Below are 24,269 nucleotides of genomic sequence, written 5' to 3'. Positions count from 1 at the left end.
CGATCCGATGACAACCACCAACGAGACCAGGCGCGACAGGACCGCACCGAAGGACCCGGCACCCCAGGACGGCAAGCCTGTCGTCGAGTTGAAGGGCACCGGCAAGTCGTACGGCAACGTCCGGGCGCTGCACGGCGTCGACCTCCAGGTCTCCCCCGGCCGGGTCAGCTGTGTGCTCGGCGACAACGGCGCCGGCAAGTCGACGCTGATCAAAATCATCTCGGGGCTGCACCAGCACACCGAGGGCGAGTTCCTCGTCGACGGCGTCCCCGTGCGTTTCTCCACCCCCCGCGAGGCCCTCGACGCCGGCATCGCCACCGTCTACCAGGACCTGGCGACGGTTCCGCTGATGCCGGTGTGGCGCAACTTCTTCCTCGGCTCCGAGATGACCAAGGGTCCCTGGCCGATCCGCCGCCTCGACATCGAGGCGATGAAGAGGACCGCCGACCACGAACTGCGCGAGATGGGCATCGTCCTCGACAACCTGGAACAGCCCATCGGCACCCTGTCGGGCGGTCAGCGCCAGTGCGTGGCCATCGCCCGCGCCGTGTACTTCGGCGCCCGGGTGCTCATCCTGGACGAACCCACCGCCGCCCTCGGCGTCAAGCAGTCCGGCGTGGTGCTCAAGTACATCGCCGCCGCGCGCGACCGCGGACTGGGCGTCATCTTCATCACCCACAACCCCCACCACGCCTACATGGTCGGCGACCACTTCAGCGTCCTGCGCCTCGGGACCATGGAGCTCAGCGCCTCCCGCGACGAGGTCGGCCTGGAGGAGCTGACCAACCACATGGCCGGCGGCGCGGAACTCGCCTCGCTCAAGCACGAGTTGGCGCAGGTGCGCGGAGTGGACGTGGAGGGGCTCCCGGAGGAGGAGGACCTGACCGCACCGAAGGCGAGCGCGGGCGACGCTGCGGGTTGATGACAGCGGGCACATCAGCCCGTCACCCGAAAGTGCCCTGATCTGGATGGTCCACGGCGATCAGAGAGTCATCGAGGTGAACGCGACGCCCTACCTGCTACGGCCCCTTGAGCCCGGGCTTCGCGGTCCCTCGCCACGCCGTGGTCCGTCCGGCCGTACACACAACAGGAAAGGCAGGTCCGGCTTGAGGCCGGTACGAATCGGAGTGATCGGCGCGGGCAACATGGGCGCCGACCACGTGCGGAACCTGCACCGGAATGTCCCCGGCGCGGTGGTCACCATGGTCGCCGACATCGACGCGGATCGGGCGGCCGCCGTAGCGGGCGAGGTCCCCGGTGCGCGCGCCACCGGCGATCCGTACGCCCTGATCGACGATCCGGAGGTCGACGCCGTCGTCGTCGCCTCGCACGACAGCACCCACGCCGAGCTGTGCATCGCGGCGATACGGGCCGGCAAGCCCATCCTGTGCGAGAAGCCGCTCGCCCCGACCTTGGGCGAGTGCGTCCGCGTCGCACAGGAGGAGCTGCGGGCGGGTCGCCGGCTGATCTCGCTGGGCTTCATGCGCCGCTTCGACCCCGCCTACCTGGAGCTGAAGGAGGCTCTGGGCGCAGGTGTCCACGGGGCGCCGCTGCTGCTCCACTGTGTCAGCCGCGGCGTCTCCTCCGCTCCCGGGGCCACCGACGAGTCGAGCGTCACCGGGTCGGCCGTCCACGAGTTCGACACTGTCGCCTGGCTGCTCAACTCCCCGATCACCGAGGTCGCTTGGCACGCGCCGCGCGCCACAGGGGCGGTGACCGGCCTGCGCGACCCGCAACTCATGCTGCTGCGCACCGCGGACGGGGCCCTGACCACCGTCGAGGTGTTCCTCAACGCCCGCTACGGCTACGACATCCGCTGCGAGGTGGCCTGCGAGCACGCCACGCTGGCCCTCGCCCACCCCGCCCGCCTGGTCACCGACTCGGCCCGAACCCGCTCCGTCGGCTACCCGGCCGACTGGCGCCCTCGGTTCGCCGACGCCTACCGCCTCGAACTGCGGGCCTGGACCGAGGCGGTAGCGGCCGCCAGTCCCCCGCCGCTGGCCGGCGCCCAGGAGGGACTGATCGCGAACGCCGTGGCCGAGGCCGTCATCACGTCCATGCGGAGCGGGGGCGAGACCGTCGCCGTGCAGATTCCGGAGGTGTGAGCATGCCCGTCTTCCCCACCGCTCTGCCCGCCCCGCGCACACCGGACCCGATGGAGGCTCCCGCACTGCGCTGGGGCGTTCTGGGCACCGGCTGGATAGCAGAGCGCTTCGTGCGTTCCGTGCGCCGTCACACCCGCCAGCGCTTCACCGCCGTCGCCTCCCGCGATGCCTCCCGCGCCAAGGACTTCGCGGACCGGTACGGCATCGCGCACGCGTACGGTTCCTACCAGGAGTTGGCCGCGGCCCGGGACGTGGACGTGGTCTACGTCGCCACCGAGCACACCGCCCACCTCGGCTGCGCCCGGATCGCCCTCGACGCCGGCAAGCACACACTGGTGGAGAAACCGCTCGCGCTGAACGCCTCCCAGGCGACCGAGATCACCCGGCTCGCGGCGGAACGCGGCCTGTTCTGCGCCGAGGCCCTGTGGACCTTCTTCCTTCCCAGGTTCGATGTCGTCCGGCAGATCCTCGACTCCGGCGTCCTCGGCGACGTGCATACCGTTCTGGCCGAGTACGGCGAGCACTTCAGCGGTGACCATCGCATCCTCCGGCCCGACCAAGCCGGTGGCCCGCTCCTCGACCTCGGCACCTACCCCTTGTCCCTCGCCGTGCGGGTCCTCGGAGCCCCCACGGAAGTGCTGGCTTTCGCCGCGCCGCATCCCGGGGGCGTCGCGGGCCAGGTGTCCGCCCTGCTGCGGACCGCCGACGGCGGGCAGGGCGTCGTCCACACCACCCTGTTCAGCGACACCCCCACCGCGGCCACGATCGCCGGCAGCCGCGCCACACTGAGCCTGCCCGGCCCCTTCTACCAGCCGGGCGAGGTGGTGCTCACACCGGCGGGTGGCGGCACCCCCCTGACCCGCACCGAGCCGCACACCGCGCACGAGGCGCTGCACTACGAAGCCGCGGAGGTAGCCCGCTGTATCGGCGCGGGCCTTCTCCAGTCACCGCTGCGCCCGCTGACCGACTCCGTGAACACGCTGCGCGCGATGGACGAGATCCGCCGGCAGTGCGGCATCACCTTTCCCGGCATCACCTTTCCTGGAGACACCTGACGACCTCATGTCACCGCCGGAGTACCGCTCATTCCTTCGGCGGCGGCCCGCTGGTCCCCCGCACCACCAGTTCGGGCTCCAACACCGCCTCCTGCGGCTCCCGTTCGGGGTCCTCCAGCCGCTCCACCGCGAAGCGCACCGCGTGCTGGGCCATGAGCCCCGCGTCCTGGCGCACGGTGGTCAGGCCGATGGGCATCAGATGGGAGAGGTGGCTGTCGTCGTATCCGACCACCGACAGATCACGGGGGACCTCGACGCCGGCCCGGGTCAGCGACATCATCAGGCCCATCGCGCTGCGGTCGTTGCCGGCCAGGACCGCGGTCGGCAGTGGCCGCCCCTCGTCGTGCTCCGCCACCAGGAGACGGCCGGTCTCGATGCCGGAGGCTTCCGTGTGCTCACCGGGGATGACCCGCTCCTCGGCCATGAGTCCGTGCCGGCGCATCGCCGCCCGGTAGGCGCGCCGCCGTTCCGCCGAACCCGGCCCCCGGCCGCCGTCGATGTGGACGATCCTGCGGTGTCCCAGCCCTACGAGGTGGTCCATCGCCTGGTGGACTCCCTTGGCCTCGGCGGAGTGCACGAAGTCCACGTGCGCGTGCGGGACCCGGCGGCTCACGGAGACGGCGACCGTGCGCCGCCCCAGTTCGCCGAGGAAGGACGGCTTCGCGAAGGAGCCGAGCACGATCACCGACTCGCAGCGGTGGCTGAGCAGCGCCTCGACGGCCTTCTCCTCGCTGCGGCTCTGTGCGGCGCCGGACAGCAGGACCTCGTAGCCGAGGCGTTCGGCCTCCGGGTAGATGGCCTCGATGAGGTTGGTGTGGAACGTCTGCTGGAGGGTGAACATCACGCCGAGGGTGCGGCTGCGACCGCGCGCCAGGAGCCGGGCGGCGCTGTCGGGCCGGTAGCCGATCTCGTCGGCGACCCGCAGCACCCGCCGTCGTGTCTCCTCGCCGGCGCCCACCTCCCCGCGGAACACGATCGAGACAAGTGCCCGCGAGACGCCCGCCTTCTCGGCGACGTCCGCCATCGTGGGCCGCTGCTTGCCCGATGCACCCACTGAACCCGCCCTTCCAGCGCTCCCGCCACGGCGGGAGCTCGAAATCTTCCAGCAACGAGGTATTGACAGGACATTTGGACTGGGGTCATCGTACTCGAACTAGAGCGCGCTAGTAGAGCGCGGCAGGGAGTCCTTCACAGGGGCTCCCACCCATCCTCCGGAGCGAAGGGGCACCAGCGTGATGCCTTTCGACGTGCTGACCATCGGCCGTGTGGGAGTGGACGTGTATCCGCTCCAGACCGGTGTGGCGCTGGCGGAGGTCACCTCGTTCGGCAAGTACCTCGGCGGCAGCCCGACGAATGTCGCGGTGGCAGCGGCGCGGTACGGCCGCTCGGCGGCCGTGATCACCAAGACGGGGCGCGACCCGTTCGGCGCGTTCGTGCGCACCGCCCTTGAGGGGTACGGCGTCGACAGCCGGTACGTGGGCACCTCGGACATCGCGCCGACGCCGGTGACGTTCTGCGAGATCTTCCCGCCGGACGACTTCCCGCTCTACTTCTACCGGTTGCCGAAGGCCCCTGACCTGGACATTCGGCCCGACGAACTGGACCTGGACGCGGTGCGGGACGCGGCGATCTTCTGGTTCACGGGCACCGGGCTGAGCGAGGAGCCGAGTCGTTCGGCGACCCTGGCCGCGCTGGCACACCGGGCGAAGTCCGGACCGACGGTCTTCGACCTCGACTGGCGGCCGATGTTCTGGAGCGGCACGGCCGACCCGTCCGCGGCGCGTGCCTGCTACGCGGAGGCGCTCCGGCACGCCACGGTCGCGGTCGGCAACCTCGACGAGTGCGAGATCGCCACCGGGGAGCGGGAGCCGTACGCGGCCGCGAAGGCGCTGCTGGCGGCAGGGGTGGAGCTGGCCGTGGTGAAGCAGGGCCCGAAGGGCGTCCTGGCCATGGACCGCGACGGCTCGACCGCCGAGATCCCGCCCGTCCCGGTGGACGTGGTCAACGGCCTGGGCGCCGGTGACGCCTTCGGCGGGGCGCTCTGCCACGGGCTGCTGTCCGGCTGGGACACCCACCGCACGGTCGCCTTCGCCAACGCCGCCGGCGCCATCGTCGCGTCCCGGCTGTCCTGCTCCGACGCCATGCCCAGACAGGCCGAGGTCGACGCCAAGCTCCGCGAGGCAGCTGCCGGCCCCGCCGACGCCCGCCCGCAACGAAAGGCCTGACGACCAGATGTCCGACCACCTCAGCCGGATCGTGGCCGCCCGGGTCAGCGACCCCGGTGCCATCGCGGCCGCCGCCGCGCGACGCGTCAAGGCCGCCTCACCGATGGGCGAGCACGGCAAGGCCATGATCGTCGCCGCCGACCACCCGGCACGGGGCGCCAACCGCGTCGGCGCCGACCCCTCGGCCATGGCCGACCGCTCCCGCCTGCTCGACCGCCTGTGCATCGCACTGGACCGCCCCGGCGTGACCGGCGTACTCGCCACCGCCGACATCCTCGAAGACCTGCTCCTGCTGGGCGTCCTCGACGGCAAGAGCGTCTTCGGCTCCATGAACCGCGCCGGTCTCGCGGGCTCCGTCTTCGAGATCGACGACCGTTTCACCGGCTACGACGCCGCCACCGTCGCCGCGATGGGCTTCGACGGCGGCAAGATGCTCACCCGCATCGCCCTCCAGGACCCCGTCACCCCGTCCGTGCTGGAGAACACCGCCCGCGCGGTCGACGAACTCAACGACCGTCACCTCATCGCGATGGTCGAGCCGTTCATCTCGGTCTGGGAGGACGGCAGGATCCGCAACGACCTGTCCACCGACGCCGTCGTCACGTCGGTCACCATCGCTTCGGGGCTCGGCCGCCGCACCGCCTACACCTGGCTGAAGCTGCCGGTCGTGGACGACATGGAACGGGTCCTCGCCTCCTCCAGCCTCCCGGCACTGCTGCTCGGCGGTGAGGTCAAGGACGCCGACGCGGCCTTCGCCTCCTGGGGCAAGGCACTGAAGCAGCCCACCGCGCAGGGCCTGGTCGTCGGCCGTTCCCTGCTCTACCCCTCGAACGGCGATGTCGCCGGTGCCGTGGACCGGGCGGTGAGCCTGCTGTGAGCCGCTCCGCCAAGTACGTGCCGAAGGGGACTTCGACCGACGGGCCCTACGGCCTCCTGGTCACGCCGGACTCGGCGGGCTGGGGATACTCCGGACTCAGGGTCCTGACCCTGGTTCCGGGTGGCGAGCACGTTCTGTCCACCGGGGAGAGCGAGTTCCTGGTCCTGCCGCTGACGGGCTCCTGCACCGTCACCACGGGCGGCAGTTCCTTCGAACTCGTCGGTCGGACAGACGTGTTCGCCTCGGTCACCGACTTCGCCTGTGTTCCGCGCGCGTCGGAGGCCCTGATCAGCAGCGCGACGGGAGGTTCGTTCGCGCTGCCCTCCGCCCGTATCGAGCAGGGAGGTCACTCGGCTCGGTACGGGCGCAAGGAGGACGTCCCCGTCGAAGTGCGGGGTGCCGGAGCCTGCTCCCGGCAGGTCAACAAGTGGCAGCTGGAGGAGACCTACAACTTCGAGATCTCCGGCGGCGAGCACGGCTTCGGTTGTCAGCGGGTCCACGGCACGCACCAGCGGCCCATCGACCTGCTCGCCGAGATCCGCTCCGGGGACACCGTGCTGATCCCGCACGGCCGGCACGGCTACGACCTCCACCACCTCAACGTCATGGCGGGGCCCGGCCCGGACCAGGCCTGGCTGATCTGCGACGACCCCGCCCACGGCTGGGTGCGCGCCACCTGGGACACGCAGGACGTCGACGACCGCCTGCCTTTCGGAGAGAGCCGATGAACACCGTACGACTGACCACCGCGCAGGCCCTGGTGCGGTTCCTGGCCCACCAGTACAGCGAGCGGGACGGCCAGGAACAGCGTCTGATCCCCGGGGTGTGGGGCATCTTCGGGCACGGCAACGTGGCCGGAGTCGGCCAGGCCCTGCTCCAGGCCGCCGTCACCGGCGAGGCGGATCTGCCGTACTACCTCGCCCGCAACGAGCAGGGCATGGTGCACGCCTCCGTCGCCTACGCGAAGATGCGTGACCGGTTGGCGACCTTCGCCTGTACGGCCTCGACCGGCCCGGGCTCCACGAACATGATCACGGGTGCGGCCCTGGCCACCACCAACCGCATCCCGGTGCTGCTGCTGCCCTCGGACATGTTCGCCACCCGGGCCGCCGACCCGGTGCTCCAGCAGCTGGAGGACACCCGGGGCGGCGACGTCACGGTCAACGACGCCTTCCGGGCCGTATCGAAGTACTTCGACCGGATCCAGCGGCCCGAGCAGCTGATCCCGGCCGCGCTGGCGGCGATGCGGGTGCTGACCGACCCGGTGGAGACCGGGGCCGTCACCCTGGCGCTGCCGCAGGACGTGCAGGCCGAAGCGTACGACTGGCCCCTCTCCTTCTTCCGACGCCGGGTGTGGCATGTCGGCCGCCCGGCGCCGGAGGCAGCCGCCGTCGCGCGGGCCGCGGCCCTCCTCAAGAACGCGAGAAAGCCGCTGATCGTGGCCGGCGGCGGCACCGTGTACTCGGGTGCGGAGACCGCGCTGCGCGCGTTCGCCGACGCCACCGGCATCCCGGTCGCCGACACGCACGCGGGCAAGGGCGCGGTGCCCTGGGACCACCCCTGCGCAGTGGGCGGCATCGGCTCCACCGGCTCCTACGCGGCCAACGAACTGGCCCGTGAAGCCGACGTCGTCCTCGGTATCGGGACCCGGTACTCCGACTTCACCACCGCCAGCCACACCGTCTTCGGTGACCCCGAGGTCACCTTCGTCAACCTCAACGTCGCCCGCCTGGACGCCGTCAAGCACTCCGCGGAGCCGCTGGTGGCCGATGCCCGGCTCGGCATCGACGCCCTCTCGGCCGCGCTGGAGGGCTGGGAGGTGACTCCGGAGTACCGGGCACGCACGCGTGAACTCATCGCCCGCACCCGGGAGATCGAGGAGACCTGCTTCGCCCCGGACCGCAACGCCGGTGGGCTGCCCGCCCAGACGCAGATCCTGGGCGCGCTCAACGACGTCCTGGACGACCGCGCGGTCGTCATCAATGCGGCCGGTTCCCTGCCGGGTGACCTCCAGCAGCTGTGGCGGGCCCGCGACCCCAAGGCCTACCACGTCGAGTACGCCTACTCCTGCATGGGCTACGAGGTCGCGGCCGGCGTCGGCACCAAGATGGCCGACCCCACCCGTGAAGTCGTCGTGCTCGTCGGTGACGGCTCCTACCTGATGATGGCCCAGGAGATCGTGACCATGGTCTCCGAGGGGCTGAAGGTCATCGTCGTCCTCGTGCAGAACCACGGCTTCGCCTCCATCGGCTCGCTGTCGGAGTCCTTGGGCTCACAGCGGTTCGGCACCAAGTACCGCTTCCGCAACGACGATTCGGGTCTACTCGACGGCGAGGTCCTGCCCGTCGACCTCGCCGCCAACGCCTCGAGCCTCGGCGCGGACGTCCTGCACGCCACCAGTGTCGCGGAGTTCCGCTCGGCCATGGAGAAGGCGAAGACCGCCACCCGCACCACCGTCGTCCACGTCGAGACCGACCTGTACGGGCCCAACCCGCCCGGCCACGGCTGGTGGGACGTCCCGGTCAGCGAGGTCTCCGCACTCGACAGCACGCAGGCCGCCTACGACACCTACGCCGCCCACAAGCAGGCCCAGCGCCACTACCTCTAAGGACACCGCTCCCGTGAACACCATTCCCCACTGGATCAACGGCGCACCCGTCACCGGCACGGACACCCAGGCGGTGTTCAACCCGGCCACCGGCCAGGAACAGGCCCGGGTCGTCCTCGGCGGCGGCGCGGACGTGGACGCGGCCGTCCAGGCCGCCTCCGCCGCGTTCGAGACCTGGTCCGAGTCCTCCCTCACTCAGCGCACCCAGGTGATGTTCGCCTTCCGCCAACTCCTGGTCGAGCACGAGGAGGAGCTGGGCCGGATCATCTCGGCCGAGCACGGCAAGACCGTCGACGACGCCCGCGGCGAGATCACCCGGGGCCGTGAGGTCGTCGAGTTCGCCTGCGGTCTCGGCGACGTGCTGAAGGGGGCCTTCTCCGACCAGGTCTCGCGCGGCGTGGACGTGCACAACTTCCGCCAGCCGCTCGGTGTCGTCGCGGGCATCACGCCGTTCAACTTCCCCGCCATGGTGCCCCTGTGGATGCACCCCATCGCCCTCGCGACCGGAAACACCTTCATCCTCAAGCCCAGTGAGCGAGACCCGTCCGCAGCCAACTTCGTCGCCGGGCTGTACCGGAAGGCGGGTCTGCCGGACGGCGTCTTCAACGTCGTGCACGGCGGCAAGGACGCGGTCGACGCCCTCCTCACCCATCCCGGCATCGAGGCCGTCTCCTTCGTCGGCTCCACCCCCATCGCCAAGTACGTGCACGAGCGGGCCACTGCGCACGGCAAGCGCGTCCAGGCCCTCGGCGGCGCGAAGAACCACGCCGTCGTCCTCCCGGACGCGGACCTGGAGTTCGCCGCCAACCACATCACCGCCGGGGCCTACGGTTCGGCCGGCGAGCGCTGCATGGCCGTGTCGGTGGCGGTCGCCGTGGGCGACGCGGCGGACGAACTGGTGGACATCCTCAGGCGCAAGGCGAACGAGGTGAAGGTCGGACCCGGTGACGCCCCGGGCACCGACATGGGACCGCTGGTCACCAGGGCCGCCCAGGAACGCGTCGAGAACGCCGTCGGCACCGCGCAGGCCCAGGGCGCCACCGTCGTCGTCGACGGCCGCGGTCTGAAGATCGACGGACACGAGGAGGGCTACTTCACCGGCCCCTCCCTCCTGGACCATGTCACCACCGAGATGGAGGCGTACCAGCAGGAGCTGTTCGGCCCGGTCCTCGCCGTCGTCCGCGCCGACTCCCTCGACCAGGCCATCGACCTGGTCAACGCCAACCCGTACGGCAACGGCACCGCCCTGTTCACCGCCTCCGGCGAAGCCGCCCGCACCTTCCAGCGCCGGATCAAGGTCGGCATGATCGGCATCAACGTGCCGGTGCCGGTCCCGATGTCCTACTACTCCTTCGGCGGCTGGAAGGACTCCCTCATCGGCGACTCCCCCATCCACGGCCCCGAGGGCATCCGCTTCTACACCCGCCCCAAGGTCGTCACCACGCGCTGGCCCGCACAGGCCCAGCAGGTGACCGCCGGCTTCACCTTCCCCACGTCCAACTGAGTCCCCTCCCCGAAGGACACACCATGGCAACGGCGCCAACCCCCCTGCGCACCACCGTCGGCAATCTCTGCCTGGGCTCCGCGCCCGACTCCTGGGGCGTGTGGTTCCCCGAGGACGAGCACCAGGTGCCCCACACCCGCTTCCTCGACGAGCTCGTACGGGCCGGCTACGAGTGGCTCGAACTCGGCCCGTACGGCTATCTGCCCACCGACCCGCAGCGGCTGAAGGAGGAGCTGGACGCCAGGGGTCTGAAGGTCTCCGGGGGCACCGCGTTCGGCGCTCTGCACCGGCCCGAGGCCTGGGACGAGATGCTGGCCCATGTCCGCCAGGTGGCCGCCCTGACCGCCGCGGCCGGCGCGCACCACCTGGTCCTGATACCGCCCATGTACCGGGACGAGAAAACCGGCGCCTTCACCGAGTCCCCGGAGTTGACCGCCGAGCAGTGGGCGGGCTTCGGCAAGAACGCCGACCGGCTCGGCAGGCTCCTGCTCGACGAGTACGACGTACGCCTGGTCGTCCACCCGCACGCCGACAGCCACATCCAGACCCAGCCGCAGATCGAGCGGCTGCTGAACGAGTCCGACGCCCGCTACACCAACCTGTGCCTGGACACCGGGCACGTGGCCTACGGCGGCGGCGACAACCTCGATCTGATCCGCCGGTTCGGCGAGCGGGTCGGCTATGTCCACATCAAGCAGATGGACCCCGAGATCCTCGCCCAGGTCGCCGCCGAGAACCTGGGCTTCGGGGAGGCCGTCAAGCGCGGGGTGTGTGTCTCACCGCCCGCGGGGGTCCCGAACCCGGCCGACGTGGTGGCCGAACTGGCCAGGCTGGACGCCGAGTTGTTCGTGATCGTCGAGCAGGACCTGTATCCGTGTGCGCCCGAGGTGCCGCTGCCCATCGCGATCAGCACCCGTGAGCACCTGGCTAGCTGCGGGCTGACGGGTACACGTCGCCCGAAGCTCGGTTAGGAGGCGCCATGGACGTCAAGCTCGGCACCGGTCCCCGCACGGACCACGCACCCCCCGCGGTGGTGTCCCGTCGGCTGCGGCTCATCACGGTCGTCGCCACCTTCGGCGGGCTCCTCTTCGGCTACGACACCGGCGTCATCAACGGCGCCCTGCCCTACATGACCGACGACCTCGGCCTCACCCCCTTCACCGAGGGCATGGTCACCAGCTCCCTCCTGCTGGGCGCCGCGCTCGGAGCGGTGCTCGGAGGACGGCTCTCGGACGCACGCGGCCGACGGCGCAGCATCCTCACGCTGGCGGTGCTGTTCTTCGTCGGCGCGCTGGCCGCCACGCTCGCCCCGAACACCGCGGTCATGGTCGTGGCCAGGTTCGTGCTCGGTCTCGCGGTCGGCGGTGCGTCGGTCACCGTGCCCGTGTACCTCGCGGAGATCTCCCCCGCGGAGCGGCGGGGCGCACTGGTCACCCGTAACGAACTCATGATCGTCACCGGGCAGCTGACCGCGTTCACCTGCAACGCCGTCATCGCACGGGTGGGTGACGAGTCCGGCGGCGTCTGGCGCTGGATGCTCGTCGTGGCGACCCTGCCAGCCGTGGCTCTCTGGTTCGGCGTCCTGGTGATGCCGGAGAGTCCCAGGTGGCTGGCCTCGAAGAGCCGCTTCAACGAGGCCCTGGACGTCCTCAAGCAGGTCCGGACCCGGCAGCGGGCCGAGGCCGAGCTCAAAGAGGTGGCCGCGCTCGCCGTCAAGGACGCCGAGCAGCAGCTCGGAGGCTGGGCGGACATCAAGGCCACGCCCTGGATCCGCAGGCTCATGTTCGTGGGCTTCGGCATCGCGATCGTGCAGCAGGTCACCGGTGTCAACACGATCATGTACTACGGCACCCAGATCCTCACCGACGCCGGATTCACCTCCGACAGCGCACTGACCGCCAACATCGCCAACGGCGTCATCTCCGTACTCGCCACCTTCGCCGGGATCTGGCTGCTCGGCCGCGTGCCCCGCCGCCCGATGTTGATGACGGGACAGCTCGGCACCACCGCCGCGCTGGTGCTGATCGGCGTCTTCTCGCTGCTCCTGCCGTCCGGCGACGCCCGCGCCTACCTCGTGCTTGCGATGACCGTCACCTTCCTCGCCTTCCAGCAGGGCGCGATCTCACCGGTGACCTGGCTGATGCTCTCGGAGATCTTCCCCATGCGGATGCGCGCGTTCGGGATGGGCATGGCCGCCGTCGTGCTCTGGCTGACCAACTTCGCCATCGGGCTCGCCTTCCCCTCCCTGGTCGACGGGGTGGGCGTGTCGAACACCTTCTTCCTCTTCGCGGTGCTGGGCATCCTCGCCATCGCCTTCGTGAAGCTCTGCGTCCCCGAGACCAAGGGGCGCTCCCTCGAAACCCTCGAAGCCGAACTCCGCACGCGCTTCTCCTAGTTCAGAAACAGGTTGCAATCACATGACCGTACGCGTAGGCGTCATCGGCGCCGGCTGGATCGGCCAGGAGCACATCCACCGCCTCACCCACACCGTCACCGGCGCCCGGGTCACCGCCGTCACCGACATCGACACCGCCCGCGCCCAGGACGCGGCAGCCCCGGTCGGCGCCCGGGTCCTGCCCGACGGCGCCGCCCTGATCGCCTCCGAAGAGGTCGACGCCGTCCTCGTGACCTCCTGGGGCCCCACCCACGCCGAGCACGTGCTGAACGCGATCGCCGCCGGCAAGCCGGTGTTCTGCGAGAAGCCCCTCGCCACCACCGCCGAGGACTGCCTCAGGATCGTCGAGGCCGAGCAGGCCCGCGGCAGCCGACTGGTCCAAGTCGGCTTCATGCGCCGCTACGACACCGGCTACCGGCAGATGAAGCAGGTCATCGACTCCGGCCGGATCGGTGAGCCGCTGATCGTGCACTGCGCCCACCGCAACCCGACCGTCCCCGAGTCGTACACCTCCGCCATGGCGGCCCTGGACACCGCCGTGCACGAGGTGGACGTACTGCGCTGGCTCCTCGACGACGAGATCGTCTCCACCCAGGTGCTCACCCCGCGCGCGACGAGCAGGCGGTTCGCCCCTCTCAAGGACCCGCAGATCATGCTCTTCGAGACCGCCAAGGGCGTCCGCATCGACCTGGAGGTCTTCGTCAACTGCCAGTACGGCTACGACATCCAGTGCGAGGCGGTCGGCGAGGAGGGCCTCGTACGGCTGCCCGACCCCGCTGCCGTGGGGGTGCGGACCGCCGCCTCGCACAGCACCGAGGTGCTCACCGACTGGGTCGGCCGCTTCCGGGACGCCTTCGACACCGAGTTCCGGGAGTGGATCGCGGGCGTCGCCGCCGGGGACGCGCCCACGGGGCCGTCCGCCTGGGACGGATACGCCGCCACCGTCATCACCGCCGCGACCGTCGAGGCCCTGGAGTCCGGCCACGTCGTCGCCACGGACCTCAAGCCCCGTCCCGCCTTCTACGGAGGTACCGCGTGAAGATCGCCCTCGACCCGTACATGTTCCGCGCCCTGCCGATCGACGACATGGTGCGCACGGTGGCCGAACTCGGCTACGAGTACATCGAGTTGTCGCCGCGCGACGACTTCATGCCGTTCTTCCTGCACCCGCGCGCGGACGACCGGCGGATCGCCGAGCTGAAGAACTCCCTGCGCAGGCACGGCGTCAAGCTGTCCTCGGTGCTGCCGCTGTACAAGTGGTCCTCACCCGACGAGGGCGAGCGGCAGGCCGCCGTCCGCTACTGGAAGCGGATGATCGAGATCACCGCGGACCTCGAATGCCCGCTGATGAACTCGGAGTTCAACGGCCGCCCCGAGCGCGCCGCCGAGAGCGAGGCCGCGTTCTGGCGCTCCCTGGAGGAGCTGCTCCCGCTGTTCGAGCGCGAAGGCATCGCTCTGAACCTGGAGGCCCACCCCGACGACTTCTGCGAGGAGAACACCCCCGCGGTCGACCTGGTCCACGCGATCAACAAGCCGTGGGTCAACTACCTGTACTGCGCCCCGCACTCCTTCCACCTGTCCGGGGCGGACCCGACGGCCGACATCGCGGCGATGATGCGCTACGCCGGTGACAAGCTCCAGCACGTGCACATCGCGGACTCCTTCAACCACAAGGGCTCCAGCGGCCTGCGCTACATCCTCAACCCGCCCGGCACCGCGGCCCGCATCCACCAGCACCTGGACATCGGCCAGGGCGAGGTCGACTGGGACGCCTTCTTCGGCACCCTGCGGGAGCTGAACTTCGACGGCGTCGCCACGGCGTGTGTCTTCGCCTGGGAGGAGCGGGCTCGCGAGTCCTCGGCGTTCATGCTGGACCGCATCACGAAGGAGCTGGCCGGGTAACGCACCGGCCACCGGCCTCCCGCCCGACACAGCGTCCGCAACCGGGGTCGTACTCAGTCCTCCTCCTCGACGACGTCCTTCAGCACGCCCGTCGCACCCATCCCGTTGGGCCACCCGGAGTAGAACGCCAAGTGCAGCAGGGCCTCCTGGAGCTCCTCGTCCGTGACGCCGTTCTGGCGGGCGAAGCGGAGGTGGAAACGCAGCTGGTCCGTCTTTCCGAGTGCGGTCAGAGCCGCGATGGTGACGAGGCTGCGGTCGCGCTTGGACAGACCCTCGCGCTCCCAGACCTCGTCGAAGAGGACCCTGTCGGTGTAGTGGACCATCCCCGGTGCGAAGTCGCCGAAGGCGTTCTTCCCGCCGGTCCAGCCGGTTCCCGTGTTCTCCATCATGGGCTCTCCCTACCTGCGTCGATGTCCATCGATCGCTCTCCGAAGGTGCAGAGGCCATGACATCGCCGCCCTGCCGGGCGAGGGAGTCCCCGGTGAGGGGCGTACTGGCAGGGCATCCCTCATCAGCGCTCCGAGACATAGCGTGGAGCGCATGGACACCAGGAGCGAAGCACGAGAGTTCCTCATGTCCCGTCGAGCGAACCTCACGCCCGAGCAGGCCGGCCTGCCCGTCTCCGGACACCGGCGGGTCGCCGGCCTGCGCCGCGGCGAGGTGGCGATGCTCGCGGACGTGAGCCCGGAGTACTACGCCAAGATCGAGCGCGGCCACCTGGCCGGCGTCTCCGACGCCGTCCTCGAGTCGGTCGCCCGGGCGCTGCGGCTGGACGACGCCGAGCGCGAGCACCTCTTCGACCTCGCTCGGGCCGCCAGCGGCGCCGCCCGGCCCGTACGCAGGCGCAGGCCGAAGAAGTGGGTGCCCAGGGACAGCCTGACCCGTGCGCTGGACGCCGTCGTCCTCGGGCCCGCGTTCGTGCGCAACGGACGGATGGACATCCTCGCCACCAACGCCCTCGGACGCGTCTTCTACGACGAGGTGCTGGAGGGCCCCGGACAGGGAAACCTGGCGCGCTTCTGCTTCCTCGACGAACGGGCCAGAACCTTCTACCCCGACTGGGAGGCGGCCGCGGACATCACCGTGTCGATCCTGCGCACCGAGGCCGGCCGGGATCCCCGGGACAAGCAGCTGCACGACCTGATCGGCGAGCTGTCCACGCGCAACGACGCCTTCCGCACCCGGTGGGGAGCACACAATGTGCGCCGCCACGGCTCGGGCACCAAGACGTTCCACCACCACGAGGTCGGCGACCTCACCCTGACCTACGAGGCGATGGAGCTGACCGCCGAGCCCGGGCTGTCCCTGCTCATCTACACCGCGGAGCCCGGCTCCCCCAGCCAGGAGCGGCTTCAGCTGCTCGCGAGCCTCGCCGCGACGGCCACCGCAGCACCGCCCCGCAGCGGACACACGACCACGCTCCACGAAGGATGACCATGCACACCAGGACACTCGGACAAGGCCTGGACGTCTCCGCCATCGGGCTCGGTGTGATGGGCATGTCCCAGAGCTACGGCCCCAACCCCGGCAGCCGCGAGGACATGATCGCGGTGCTGCGCTCCGCGGCCGACGAGGGCGTGACCTTCTTCGACACCGCCGAGGTCTACGGCCCCTACGTCAACGAGGAGCTGCTCGGCGAGGCGCTCGAGCCGATCCGCGACCAGGTCGTGATCGCCACCAAGTTCGGATGGGACATCCAGGACGGCCGCATGGTGGGCCTCGACAGCCGGCCCGAGCAGATCCGCCACGTCGCGCAGGAGTCCCTGAAGCGGCTCCGCACCGATGTGATCGACCTGTTCTACCAGCACCGTGTCGACCCCGATGTACCGATCGAGGACGTCGCCGGCACGGTCGGAGAGCTGATCGCCGAGGGGAAGGTCAGGCACTTCGGGCTCTCCGAGGCCTCCGCGGCCACCATTCGCGCCGCCCACGCCGTCCACCCCGTGACCGCGGTCCAGAGCGAGTACTCGCTGTGGACACGGGATCCCGAGGCCGAGGTGCTGCCCACGCTCGCCGAGCTCGGCATCGGGTTCGTGCCGTTCAGCCCCCTCGGCAAGGGCTTCCTCACCGGGACCGTCGACACGTCCACGGCCTTCACCGACGGGGACATCCGTCGGCGGGTCCCACGCTTCGAGGCGGCGAACCTGGCCGCCAACCAGGCACTCGTCGACCATGTCGGCCGGCTCGCCGCGGGCAAGGGAGCGACGCCGGGCCAGATCGCCCTGGCCTGGCTCCTCGCGCAGCGGCCATGGATCGTGCCGATTCCGGGCACTCGCCGTACGGCACGCATCCGGGAGAACAGCGCCGCGACCGCTGTCGCCCTGTCGGCGGACGAGGTCGCGGACCTCGACGGACTCGCCCGACGGGTCGGCGTCAGCGGCGACCGCTACAACGCCGAGCACATGGGCTACGTCAATCGCTAGTGAGAAAGCAGGACATGACCGTCCACGGATTCGACCAGATCTTCCCGCTCGGGGAGAAGAACGACGCCTTCGCGCAGTACTTCACCGGCCAGAGCTACCTGGCGCCGCTCGCCTCGGGAACCGTCCCCGTCAGCAATGTCTCCTTCGAGCCGGGCTGCCGCAACAACTGGCACATCCACCACGGAAGGGACGGCGGCGGCGACCAGATCCTGCTGTGCACCGCGGGCAGCGGCTGGTACCAGGCCGAGGGCGAGGATCCCGTCAGCATGGAACCCGGAACGGTGGTACGCGTACCGGCGGGCACGAAGCACTGGCACGGCGCGAAGGCCGACGCGTGGTTCTCCCACGTCGCCCTCATCACCCCCGGTGAGGGCGTCAGCAACGAATGGCTCGAACCCGTCACCGACGAGGTGTACGGCAGGCTGCCGAAGAACGGAGCAACCGCATGACCGTCCTGAACGAGACCTACACGCTGTCCAACGGGGTCGAGATCCCCAAGCTGGGGCTCGGCACCTGGTTCATCGACGACGACAAGGCCGCCGACGCCGTCCGGGCCGCCGTCGAGATCGGATACCGCAACATCGACACCGCCCAGGCCTACGGCAACGAGCGCGGCGTCGGCGAGGGCGTGCGCACCGCCGACGTGCCGCGCGACGAGCTGTTCCTGTCGACCAAACTCGCCGCGGAGATCAAGGACTACGGCCGGGCGGTCGCCGCGATCGACGGGTCACTCGCGAAACTGGGCACCGACTACATCGACCTGATGCTCATTCACAGCCCGCAGCCGTGGAACGACTTCCGCGGCGGTGACTACTCCGAGGGCAACCGCGCGGCATGGCGCGCGCTCGAAGAGGCGTATCAGGCCGGCAAGATCCGCTCGATCGGGGTGTCCAACTTCGAGCAGCACGACCTGGAGAACATCCTGCAAGCCGCGACCGTGGCGCCGCACGCGAACCAACTCCTCGTCCACGCCGGCAACACTCCCTCGGAACTCCTGGACTACTGCGCGAGCAAGCAGATCCTCGTCGAGGCGTACTCGCCGATCGCCCACGGAGCGATCCTGGAGAACCCAGAGGTCCAGGCGATCGCCGACAAGTACGGCGTGTCCGTCCCGCAGCTGTGCATCCGCTACACCCTGCAACTGGGCACGGTGTCACTGCCCAAGACGGCGAACCCCGAGCACATGCGCTCCAACGCCGCTGTCGACTTCGAGATCTCCGACGCCGACATGGAGGCCCTGCGGAGCCTGCGCGACGTGGAGTACGGCGAGCACACGGTCTTCCCGGTCTACAGCGGGAAGTGACGACGAGTACGGCCGACGCGGTCAGGCCATGAGCAGGCGGAGGCCGAGATCCGCGGCGTCGAGGCCGGCGAGGTCGCCGTTGCGCTCGGCCCACCGGCCGGAGTCCAGGTCGTCGCCGAGGCTGCGCACCGCCCGCTCCTCGGCCTCCGGTCCGACCCTCGTCCATACCGACGCCGCGCGACGCACGTGTTCCTCCAGATACGCCCCCGGTCGGCGCCAGTACGCCTCGAACAGTCCGTCAGCGCAGTCCCACGGGATCGGCACCGGCTCGGCGCGGGCGCCGATCGCGGCGGACATCCCGGCCAGCGAAGGGAATCCTTCGAGGACGGAGGCGAACTCAGGAAGGTAGTCGCGGGTGAGCCAGAAGCGGTCCTGCCAGCCGGGCCCGTCGGTGTCGAACGTGAGCACGACCACGCGGCGGGCGACGCGCCGCATCTCGCGCAGCCCCGCTGTCGGGTCCTCCCAGTGATGAACGGTCGAGACGGCCATCGCGGCGTCGAAGGAGCGGTCCTCGAAGGGCAGGTTCTCCGCGGCGGCGGCCACGCACGGCGCCGACCCGGCGGGCCGCTGCCCCCGCATCACCGCCGACGGCTCCACCGCGGTCACGTCGCGATCAGGTGGCTCGTAGGAGCCGGTGCCGGCTCCTACGTTCAACACCGTCTGCGCGTCCCCGAGCGCGTCCCAGATCTGCGCGGCGATCCGCGGCTCCGTACGCCGTGTCGCGGTGTAGGCGCCGCCGATCGCGTCGTACAACTGTGCGCCGAGCAGCTCCAGTTGCTCCTGCGGTGTCACGTCCCGTCCCTTCGCCCGTGCCTCGAGTTCCCTGTCGATGGCCGCCACCATGGCGTCGGCGCGATCACGACGCTCCAGCAGCAGGCCACGCAGTCGGCGCAGGTGCGCGACCGCGTCGGTGGCCGGGTCCCCGACCAGTGCCGCGATCTCCCGCAGCCCGAAGCCCAGTCGCCGATAGGCCAACACCTCGCGCAGCCGCTCCACGTCGCCCGCCGAGTAGGCCCGGTACCCGGCCGCGGTCCGCGCCGACGGACGCACCAGCCCGATCGCGTCGTAGTGATGCAGCGTACGAACACTCACACCGGCCATTGCGGCCACGTGCCCCACGGTCCAGTGATCCTCCACGCCCCCGACTATGCAGCCTCACGCCGCGTGAGGGTCAACAACCGACCGGGCGGCAACGGGCGGAAAGCCCGGTTCTGCCTCATCGGTGGGCCCTCGGCGCTGCCAAGGTCCGGGCCGGCGGCGACACCGGCCCGGACCTTCTCCGGTGTCGGGCAGTGCTCCGCGGCGGGGTGGAGGCCGCGTGTGCGCTGCCGGCCCGCCCGCGGCTCGGGGGTGCCGACGGGCGGTGACCGGCCCCCACGGGTGGAGCAGGGGCGGCCGATGTCCGCGCGGGGCACCGGAGAGCGGACGCGCGAACACCCGGAACCCTAGAGGGTGTTCGCTGCCGTGCACGATCCACTGAGCGCGGTCACTGTCCGCACAGCGCGGGGCGATGGCGCGGACGTGGTCACCCGGAACGCAGTGTCTGTGAGGGCAACTCGCCGAAGCGCGCCTGGTAACGCGACGCGAAGCGGCCCAGGTGGCCGAAGCCCCAACGATGAGCGACCTCGCTCACGTTCACCTCGCCGGGTGTGCCGCGGCTCAGCTCGTCGTGGGCGCAGGCGAGGCGGACGTCGGTGAGATAGGCCAGCGGGGTCATGCCGACGTACTGCCGGAAGGCCTCTTGGAGCCGCCGCACGCTCACCCCGGCGAGCACAGCCAACTCCCCTACCGTGAAAGGGTGTTGCGGCATGCCGTGCATGGCCTCGACAGCGCGCTTGACGGGGCCGGGGCGCAGGGCGAGGTGGGGTCGGTCGAGTTCGTCGCGGTAGCGGTGGCCGGTGGCGAGGAGGAGCCCGGTCAGCAGGGCCTCCTGGATCGGGCGGGCGACCATCGGGGTCGTGACCAGCCCGCCGGCCTGCACCTCGTCGAACACCGAACGGATCATCCGTACCCAACTCAGGCCCGCGCCGTGCGCGATGTCGAGTTCCGGAGTGAGGGCGACGGGCGTGCGCAGCGGTCGGCCGAGAAGGCGTTCGAGTTGATCGTTGAGGGCTTCGGGGTCGATCTTCACGGCCAGCATGGAGCAGTCCGTGCTCACTCGATCGAGGACCGTGTCGCCGTGCGGCTGGAAGACGGCGGCGGTCGCGGTGGTCGCCACCGCGTCGGTGTGCCTTCCCTGTCGCCAGACCAGCCGGCCGCCCAGAGGTATGTCCACGTGGTAGGAACCGAGTTCCCCGAACTCGATGCGCACCTCCGTGCCGAAAGCGATGCGTCCGAGGGTGAGCGGGCCGAGGGTGGCGATGTCGTACCGAGCCATGAACTCGGCGCTTCCGCAGGGCACGTCGATGGAGTTGGCGTAGAAGCGTTCCTGGATGACCTGTCGAGCCTCGTCCACATCCGTCGTCCGGAACTCCCGTAGAACCAGGCCCTTTTCGGGCGAGTGATGCATAGCGCAAACTCCTACGCCTTCGGACCGTACGAGGGATGTGCACTTTATCGTCGTCAGCCGCCCTGGTTCCGAGGTCCTGTTCCCTCGTCTTCCGCAGCCATGGCCGCCCGTACCCGCTGCTCCTCGCGAGCGGAGCCGACGTCCCGTTCCAGGGGGGTGCGGCTTACGGCCGTGGCGAGATCCTCCAGAGCCCGCTTCTGCAGTTCCGCGCCGCGCCGTAGCACCGGGCTGCGGTCCCCTGCGGTGCCCTGCCACGTGTGGAGCACCTCCTCCACGCGCCCCCAGTCCGGGTTCCTGTGCTCGCGCACGTCGGCCGCCGCCTGTGCGGTGTCCGCCTCCAGGGCCTCGGCGAGCCTCTCGGCCTCGGGGGCGGAACGGCTGTCGACCTGCGGGGCATGGCTCTCCATGACCATCACCGCCCGGTCGAACCTCTTGAGCGCTTCCTCCGCCTCCTGCGCCTCGCGCGACGTCAGACCTCGGGGGCGGACCGGTTCCTGCCGTGCCTGTTCGTAGGCCTCCTTCCAGGCAGCACGTGCCTCCCTGCTCGCCAGCAGGGCCCTGCGCACGTCGGCGCGTTGTTCCCGGGTGGGTTCGGCGTGGCTGCGGAGCACCGCTGCCGCGTAGCGGCCGTTGGCGGCGAGCCAATGCGCCAGCCGGCCCGGCAGCCGGGGGGTCTCCCATGCGGGGAACACCACGTACGCCAGCATGGCCAGAGCCCCGCCGAGCAGGGTGAGCACCACCCGTTCCGGGACCGTCTGCTCCCATGCCTGGCCTCCCATGCCGAGCAGGAAGACGACGTACGCGGCGGTGAAGCACTGGGAGTAGGCGTAGCCGGTACGGATCAGCGTGTACGACAGGCCCGCCGAGACCACCGCCAGCGCGCCGAACACCTGGGCGTCCGGTCCCAGGGCCCGCACCATGCCGGTGGCGAGCGCGACCCCCGCCAGGGTTCCGGCGAGACGGGCCACCGCGCGGGCGTACGTGCGGTGGAAGTCCGGCCGCATCACCATCACCGAGGCGATGGGCGCCCAGTAGCCGTGGTGCAGGGGCAGCCGGGAGGCGATCAGATAGCCGAGCGTCGCCACCGCCGCGAGCCGGACGGCGTGCCGGAACACGGGCGAGTCCCGGCGGAGTTCACGGCGGACGCCCCGGACGACGACCGGGAGGAGCCGGAACATGGTCGGGCGCCTCAGGAAGTGGGCGCCCGCGGGGCCGGTCGGGGTGGACGTCTTCCCGCGTGCGCCGCCGCTCACGGCGATCTCCGACGCCTCGCCGAGCAGTTCCACGAGCCGCTCGGCGGCCTGCCGCGCGGGCCCCTCCAGCACCTCGTGCTCCTCGTCGACGTGCAGGGCCTCCGCGATCGCGGCCGGCACCTCGGCGGGAGTGCCGCGTCGGACCGTACGGGCGGCCGCGTCCAGGACCTCGGCGGCCGCGGCGAGCAACTCCCGTGCGCGGTCCCGCCCGGGACCCTCTGCCGGGGCGCCGACGTCGGGGTCGGCGAGCGCGGCGACGACGGGCACGATGCGCTCGGCGAGGCCCCGGGGGCCGTGCAGGACGGGGGGCCGGGTGCGGGCCTGTGACGGGGTGACGGCAGCCGCGTCCCGGGCCGTCATCAACGGCTCCGGTTCGAACGGCGCGGTGGGGTCGTGCCGGAGCCTGCGGGCGTAGTCCGCCACGGCCGCCAGGGCGTCGGCGAGCGCGTCACGATGCGCTCCCCACCGCCGGACCGGGAAGAGCAGGATCAGTACGGCCTGCACCACGCCCCCCAGTGCGATGACCCCGGCATGCTCCAGGGCGCGCCCGACACTCGTGGGCAGGGTGATGGTCACCAGCATGCTGCCGACCGTCGTCGCGGCGACGATGCCGGCGGTCGATCCGAGAGCCCACGCCATCCCCGCGGCAAAGGCCCATACGGCCAGCAGGGGAAGGAACGTCACGAGTCGTCCTGCCGCCAGGTAGCCCACGAAGGTGCTGAGCGCCAGACCCGCGCCCGCACCGAGCGCGATCACCTTGCGCGGACGCCAGGTGCGCTGGAAGGTGGCCCCACCCGCGGAGAAGGCGCCGAGGGCGGCGGACGCGGCGTACGCAGGGGAGACCAGCCACAGCGCCGAACCGACGACGATCGCCACGCCGGCGGCCGTGCGCAGCGCGAGCAGGGGCTCCAGCCGCGTCTCCTCGATCGTGAGCCCTGATCGCACGACCTCCGCGAAGGCCCGCAGCCACCTCACGGTGTGAGCCTAACCGGGATGCCCTGCCGGGTCGCGTCGGCCGCGGCGCCGCCTCCCGCGATCCGCGTCCCCGCGAACTCCCTGGCCAGTCGTACGCCTGGGCCTGGCAGGGCGATCCGAGGAGGCCGATTGGGCCCGGCATGCGCATGCGTCCGGCGCACCCCGTCGGCCACGCTGACCAGGAAGCCCAGGGGGCCGGGGGCCACCCCGGCGTCCGCTGCCGGAGGTTACCGTCATGACCGTGATGTCCATCGCCAGGTTCGAGAGGTTTTTCCGCGCGGCCGCGGGGCTGGACGTCGACAAGAACGATCTCAAGCGCTACAGCGACTTCGTCGACGCCAAGCTCTACGATCTGCTGGTCGTCGCCCAGGCCACTGCCAAGGCCAATGGGCGCGATGTCATCAGGACCAGTGACCTGCCGATCACAAAGGGTCTCCAGGAGAGCATTCATCGCTTCCGGAAGATCGACCAGGAAGTCGAACTCAAGCCGATCCTGGAGCAGATCGCCGCCCACCCCGCTCTGGACCGCACGCCCGACGAGGAGACCGAGGCGGCCTACCCGGACATCGTCGGCGGTCTCAGTCTGGCCCTTGCCCAGAGCTTCAAGATTCTCCACCCCGACCTGAAGAACCCTCAGACCCAGCACTGGGACGAGGCCCGAGCCGTCTTCGACCTCCTGCTGTGAGCTCGGAGGTTCAGTCCGCGAGGTCGGCCTTGCCGAACAGGACCGCGTAGCCGGAGGGGAGTTGGCTGATGATCTGGTTCAGTTCTCCCCCGGTGACGGCGTCGGCGACGGTGGTCAGGACCGCACTGGCGTCCCACTGAGCCGTGCGCGGCCGGGCACCGGTACGCACGGCGACCCGGCGGTAGAACTCCTCGATTCCGAAGCCCCGTGCCTGTTCAGGCGTGGCCTCGTTCAGAACGTGTCCAAGCGGATCGGGCAGCTGGGACGCGAGGTCCTTGATCTCTCCCGGGCTGATGCGCTGGGCCAGGACGTGCAGCACGGCGTTGGTGACGTCCGCGGCTTCTTCCTGGTCGTTGTATTCGCCTCGTTCGCGCACACGGGCGAGGAATCCGTCGTATTTCATCGCTGCCTCCCTCAGGCTCCGCCGTGGTGCCGGACGGTGTGTCCGGC

General features: G+C 70.6%; 23 protein-coding genes. 17 read left to right on the top strand and 6 right to left on the bottom strand.

Annotated elements, in window-relative coordinates; all coding sequences use genetic code 11:
- Positions 1-7 precede the first annotated feature (7 nt).
- The 3 genes from ACFULQ_RS12610 to ACFULQ_RS12600 all read left to right on the top strand — a co-directional run bounded on the left by ACFULQ_RS12610 (position 8) and on the right by ACFULQ_RS12600 (position 3,160).
- Entirely contained in the window at positions 8-922 is a 915-nt protein-coding gene (locus ACFULQ_RS12610) for an ATP-binding cassette domain-containing protein (RefSeq protein WP_383541971.1), read from the top strand.
- 184 nt (positions 923-1,106) lie between these two features.
- A complete protein-coding gene (locus ACFULQ_RS12605; protein WP_383541968.1) occupies positions 1,107-2,105 on the top strand; it encodes a Gfo/Idh/MocA family oxidoreductase in 999 nt (332 codons plus the stop codon).
- Between the two features lie 2 nt (positions 2,106-2,107).
- Positions 2,108-3,160, top strand: coding sequence for a Gfo/Idh/MocA family protein (locus ACFULQ_RS12600; protein ID WP_383541965.1), 1,053 nt, complete (start codon positions 2,108-2,110; stop codon positions 3,158-3,160).
- 28 nt (positions 3,161-3,188) lie between these two features.
- Here ACFULQ_RS12600 and ACFULQ_RS12595 read toward each other — a convergent pair whose 3' ends face one another.
- Positions 3,189-4,184: a LacI family DNA-binding transcriptional regulator gene (locus ACFULQ_RS12595; RefSeq protein ID WP_383541963.1), complete on the bottom strand. Its 996-nt coding sequence runs from the start codon at positions 4,182-4,184 to the stop codon at positions 3,189-3,191.
- A 211-nt stretch (positions 4,185-4,395) separates the two neighbouring features.
- Between ACFULQ_RS12595 and iolC the strand changes: the two genes are divergently transcribed.
- From iolC to ACFULQ_RS12550, 9 genes are read left to right on the top strand one after another with little or no spacing between them, the layout of a single operon-like run.
- A complete protein-coding gene (gene iolC, locus ACFULQ_RS12590; RefSeq protein ID WP_383541960.1) occupies positions 4,396-5,385 on the top strand; it encodes a 5-dehydro-2-deoxygluconokinase in 990 nt (329 codons plus the stop codon).
- A 7-nt stretch (positions 5,386-5,392) separates the two neighbouring features.
- The gene (locus tag ACFULQ_RS12585; RefSeq protein ID WP_383541957.1) at positions 5,393-6,262 is read left to right on the top strand and encodes an aldolase; all 870 of its coding nucleotides are present in this window, start codon (positions 5,393-5,395) and stop codon (positions 6,260-6,262) included.
- Positions 6,259-6,990, top strand: coding sequence for a 5-deoxy-glucuronate isomerase (locus tag ACFULQ_RS12580; protein WP_383541954.1), 732 nt, complete (start codon positions 6,259-6,261; stop codon positions 6,988-6,990). Before ACFULQ_RS12585 ends, ACFULQ_RS12580 begins: the two co-directional genes overlap by 4 nt.
- Positions 6,987-8,870, top strand: coding sequence for a 3D-(3,5/4)-trihydroxycyclohexane-1,2-dione acylhydrolase (decyclizing) (gene iolD / locus ACFULQ_RS12575; RefSeq protein ID WP_383541951.1), 1,884 nt, complete (start codon positions 6,987-6,989; stop codon positions 8,868-8,870). The genes ACFULQ_RS12580 and iolD overlap by 4 nt, the downstream gene beginning before the upstream one ends.
- A 13-nt stretch (positions 8,871-8,883) precedes the next feature.
- A complete protein-coding gene (locus ACFULQ_RS12570) occupies positions 8,884-10,374 on the top strand; it encodes a CoA-acylating methylmalonate-semialdehyde dehydrogenase (RefSeq protein WP_383541949.1) in 1,491 nt (496 codons plus the stop codon).
- A gap of 23 nt (positions 10,375-10,397) precedes the next feature.
- Complete coding sequence (locus ACFULQ_RS12565) at positions 10,398-11,345, top strand: TIM barrel protein (RefSeq protein WP_383541946.1); 948 nt, start codon at positions 10,398-10,400, stop codon at positions 11,343-11,345.
- A gap of 8 nt (positions 11,346-11,353) precedes the next feature.
- Positions 11,354-12,769, top strand: a complete 1,416-nt coding sequence (locus tag ACFULQ_RS12560) for a sugar porter family MFS transporter (protein WP_383541943.1) — start codon at positions 11,354-11,356, stop codon at positions 12,767-12,769.
- 22 nt (positions 12,770-12,791) lie between these two features.
- Complete coding sequence (locus ACFULQ_RS12555) at positions 12,792-13,808, top strand: Gfo/Idh/MocA family protein (protein WP_383541941.1); 1,017 nt, start codon at positions 12,792-12,794, stop codon at positions 13,806-13,808.
- A complete protein-coding gene (locus ACFULQ_RS12550) occupies positions 13,805-14,671 on the top strand; it encodes a sugar phosphate isomerase/epimerase family protein (protein ID WP_383541939.1) in 867 nt (288 codons plus the stop codon). Before ACFULQ_RS12555 ends, ACFULQ_RS12550 begins: the two co-directional genes overlap by 4 nt.
- Positions 14,672-14,724: 53 nt before the next feature.
- Here ACFULQ_RS12550 and ACFULQ_RS12545 read toward each other — a convergent pair whose 3' ends face one another.
- A complete protein-coding gene (locus ACFULQ_RS12545) occupies positions 14,725-15,060 on the bottom strand; it encodes a carboxymuconolactone decarboxylase family protein (protein ID WP_383541936.1) in 336 nt (111 codons plus the stop codon).
- 151 nt (positions 15,061-15,211) lie between these two features.
- Here ACFULQ_RS12545 and ACFULQ_RS12540 point away from each other — a divergent pair, with 151 nt between their 5' ends.
- The 4 genes from ACFULQ_RS12540 to ACFULQ_RS12525 are packed head-to-tail and all read left to right on the top strand — an operon-like array spanning position 15,212 to position 18,397.
- Positions 15,212-16,105, top strand: coding sequence for a helix-turn-helix transcriptional regulator (locus ACFULQ_RS12540; RefSeq protein ID WP_383541934.1), 894 nt, complete (start codon positions 15,212-15,214; stop codon positions 16,103-16,105).
- Positions 16,106-16,107: 2 nt separating this feature from the next.
- Positions 16,108-17,094, top strand: coding sequence for an aldo/keto reductase (locus tag ACFULQ_RS12535; RefSeq protein WP_383541932.1), 987 nt, complete (start codon positions 16,108-16,110; stop codon positions 17,092-17,094).
- A gap of 14 nt (positions 17,095-17,108) precedes the next feature.
- A complete protein-coding gene (locus ACFULQ_RS12530; RefSeq protein WP_383541929.1) occupies positions 17,109-17,543 on the top strand; it encodes a cupin domain-containing protein in 435 nt (144 codons plus the stop codon).
- Positions 17,540-18,397, top strand: coding sequence for an aldo/keto reductase (locus ACFULQ_RS12525; protein WP_383541926.1), 858 nt, complete (start codon positions 17,540-17,542; stop codon positions 18,395-18,397). The genes ACFULQ_RS12530 and ACFULQ_RS12525 overlap by 4 nt, the downstream gene beginning before the upstream one ends.
- 21 nt (positions 18,398-18,418) lie before the next feature.
- Here the strand turns inward: ACFULQ_RS12525 and ACFULQ_RS12520 are convergent, their stop codons facing one another.
- The 3 genes from ACFULQ_RS12520 to ACFULQ_RS12510 all read right to left on the bottom strand — a co-directional run bounded on the left by ACFULQ_RS12520 (position 18,419) and on the right by ACFULQ_RS12510 (position 23,134).
- Complete coding sequence (locus tag ACFULQ_RS12520) at positions 18,419-19,516, bottom strand: methyltransferase domain-containing protein (RefSeq protein ID WP_383542185.1); 1,098 nt, start codon at positions 19,514-19,516, stop codon at positions 18,419-18,421.
- Positions 19,517-19,922: 406 nt separating this feature from the next.
- Positions 19,923-20,906, bottom strand: coding sequence for an AraC family transcriptional regulator (locus ACFULQ_RS12515; RefSeq protein WP_383541924.1), 984 nt, complete (start codon positions 20,904-20,906; stop codon positions 19,923-19,925).
- 53 nt (positions 20,907-20,959) lie between these two features.
- Entirely contained in the window at positions 20,960-23,134 is a 2,175-nt protein-coding gene (locus tag ACFULQ_RS12510; protein ID WP_383541922.1) for an FUSC family protein, read from the bottom strand.
- Between the two features lie 235 nt (positions 23,135-23,369).
- Here ACFULQ_RS12510 and ACFULQ_RS12505 point away from each other — a divergent pair, with 235 nt between their 5' ends.
- The gene (locus ACFULQ_RS12505; protein ID WP_383541920.1) at positions 23,370-23,819 is read left to right on the top strand and encodes a DUF1931 family protein; all 450 of its coding nucleotides are present in this window, start codon (positions 23,370-23,372) and stop codon (positions 23,817-23,819) included.
- A gap of 10 nt (positions 23,820-23,829) precedes the next feature.
- Here the strand turns inward: ACFULQ_RS12505 and ACFULQ_RS12500 are convergent, their stop codons facing one another.
- Positions 23,830-24,222, bottom strand: a complete 393-nt coding sequence (locus tag ACFULQ_RS12500) for a DUF2267 domain-containing protein (protein WP_383541917.1) — start codon at positions 24,220-24,222, stop codon at positions 23,830-23,832.
- Positions 24,223-24,269 lie beyond the last annotated feature (47 nt).

Source organism: Streptomyces sp. NPDC057253 (assembly GCF_042669125.1).
Lineage (GTDB): Bacteria > Actinomycetota > Actinomycetes > Streptomycetales > Streptomycetaceae > Streptomyces.
Note: the sequence above shows the minus strand (reverse complement) of the source record. Positions and strands in the feature narration are given on the sequence as shown.

Coding starts and splice junctions, on each gene's coding strand:
- ACFULQ_RS12535 (WP_383541932.1), top strand. CDS start 16,108: ATGCACACCAGGACACTCGGACAAGGCCTGGACGTCTCCGCCATCGGG.
- ACFULQ_RS12530 (WP_383541929.1), top strand. CDS start 17,109: ATGACCGTCCACGGATTCGACCAGATCTTCCCGCTCGGGGAGAAGAAC.
- ACFULQ_RS12500 (WP_383541917.1), bottom strand. CDS start 24,222: ATGAAATACGACGGATTCCTCGCCCGTGTGCGCGAACGAGGCGAATAC.
- ACFULQ_RS12560 (WP_383541943.1), top strand. CDS start 11,354: ATGGACGTCAAGCTCGGCACCGGTCCCCGCACGGACCACGCACCCCCC.
- ACFULQ_RS12540 (WP_383541934.1), top strand. CDS start 15,212: ATGGACACCAGGAGCGAAGCACGAGAGTTCCTCATGTCCCGTCGAGCG.
- iolD (WP_383541951.1), top strand. CDS start 6,987: ATGAACACCGTACGACTGACCACCGCGCAGGCCCTGGTGCGGTTCCTG.
- ACFULQ_RS12585 (WP_383541957.1), top strand. CDS start 5,393: ATGTCCGACCACCTCAGCCGGATCGTGGCCGCCCGGGTCAGCGACCCC.
- ACFULQ_RS12505 (WP_383541920.1), top strand. CDS start 23,370: ATGACCGTGATGTCCATCGCCAGGTTCGAGAGGTTTTTCCGCGCGGCC.
- ACFULQ_RS12610 (WP_383541971.1), top strand. CDS start 8: ATGACAACCACCAACGAGACCAGGCGCGACAGGACCGCACCGAAGGAC.
- ACFULQ_RS12525 (WP_383541926.1), top strand. CDS start 17,540: ATGACCGTCCTGAACGAGACCTACACGCTGTCCAACGGGGTCGAGATC.
- ACFULQ_RS12555 (WP_383541941.1), top strand. CDS start 12,792: ATGACCGTACGCGTAGGCGTCATCGGCGCCGGCTGGATCGGCCAGGAG.
- ACFULQ_RS12600 (WP_383541965.1), top strand. CDS start 2,108: ATGCCCGTCTTCCCCACCGCTCTGCCCGCCCCGCGCACACCGGACCCG.
- ACFULQ_RS12545 (WP_383541936.1), bottom strand. CDS start 15,060: ATGATGGAGAACACGGGAACCGGCTGGACCGGCGGGAAGAACGCCTTC.
- ACFULQ_RS12515 (WP_383541924.1), bottom strand. CDS start 20,906: ATGCATCACTCGCCCGAAAAGGGCCTGGTTCTACGGGAGTTCCGGACG.
- iolC (WP_383541960.1), top strand. CDS start 4,396: ATGCCTTTCGACGTGCTGACCATCGGCCGTGTGGGAGTGGACGTGTAT.
- ACFULQ_RS12595 (WP_383541963.1), bottom strand. CDS start 4,184: ATGGCGGACGTCGCCGAGAAGGCGGGCGTCTCGCGGGCACTTGTCTCG.
- ACFULQ_RS12565 (WP_383541946.1), top strand. CDS start 10,398: ATGGCAACGGCGCCAACCCCCCTGCGCACCACCGTCGGCAATCTCTGC.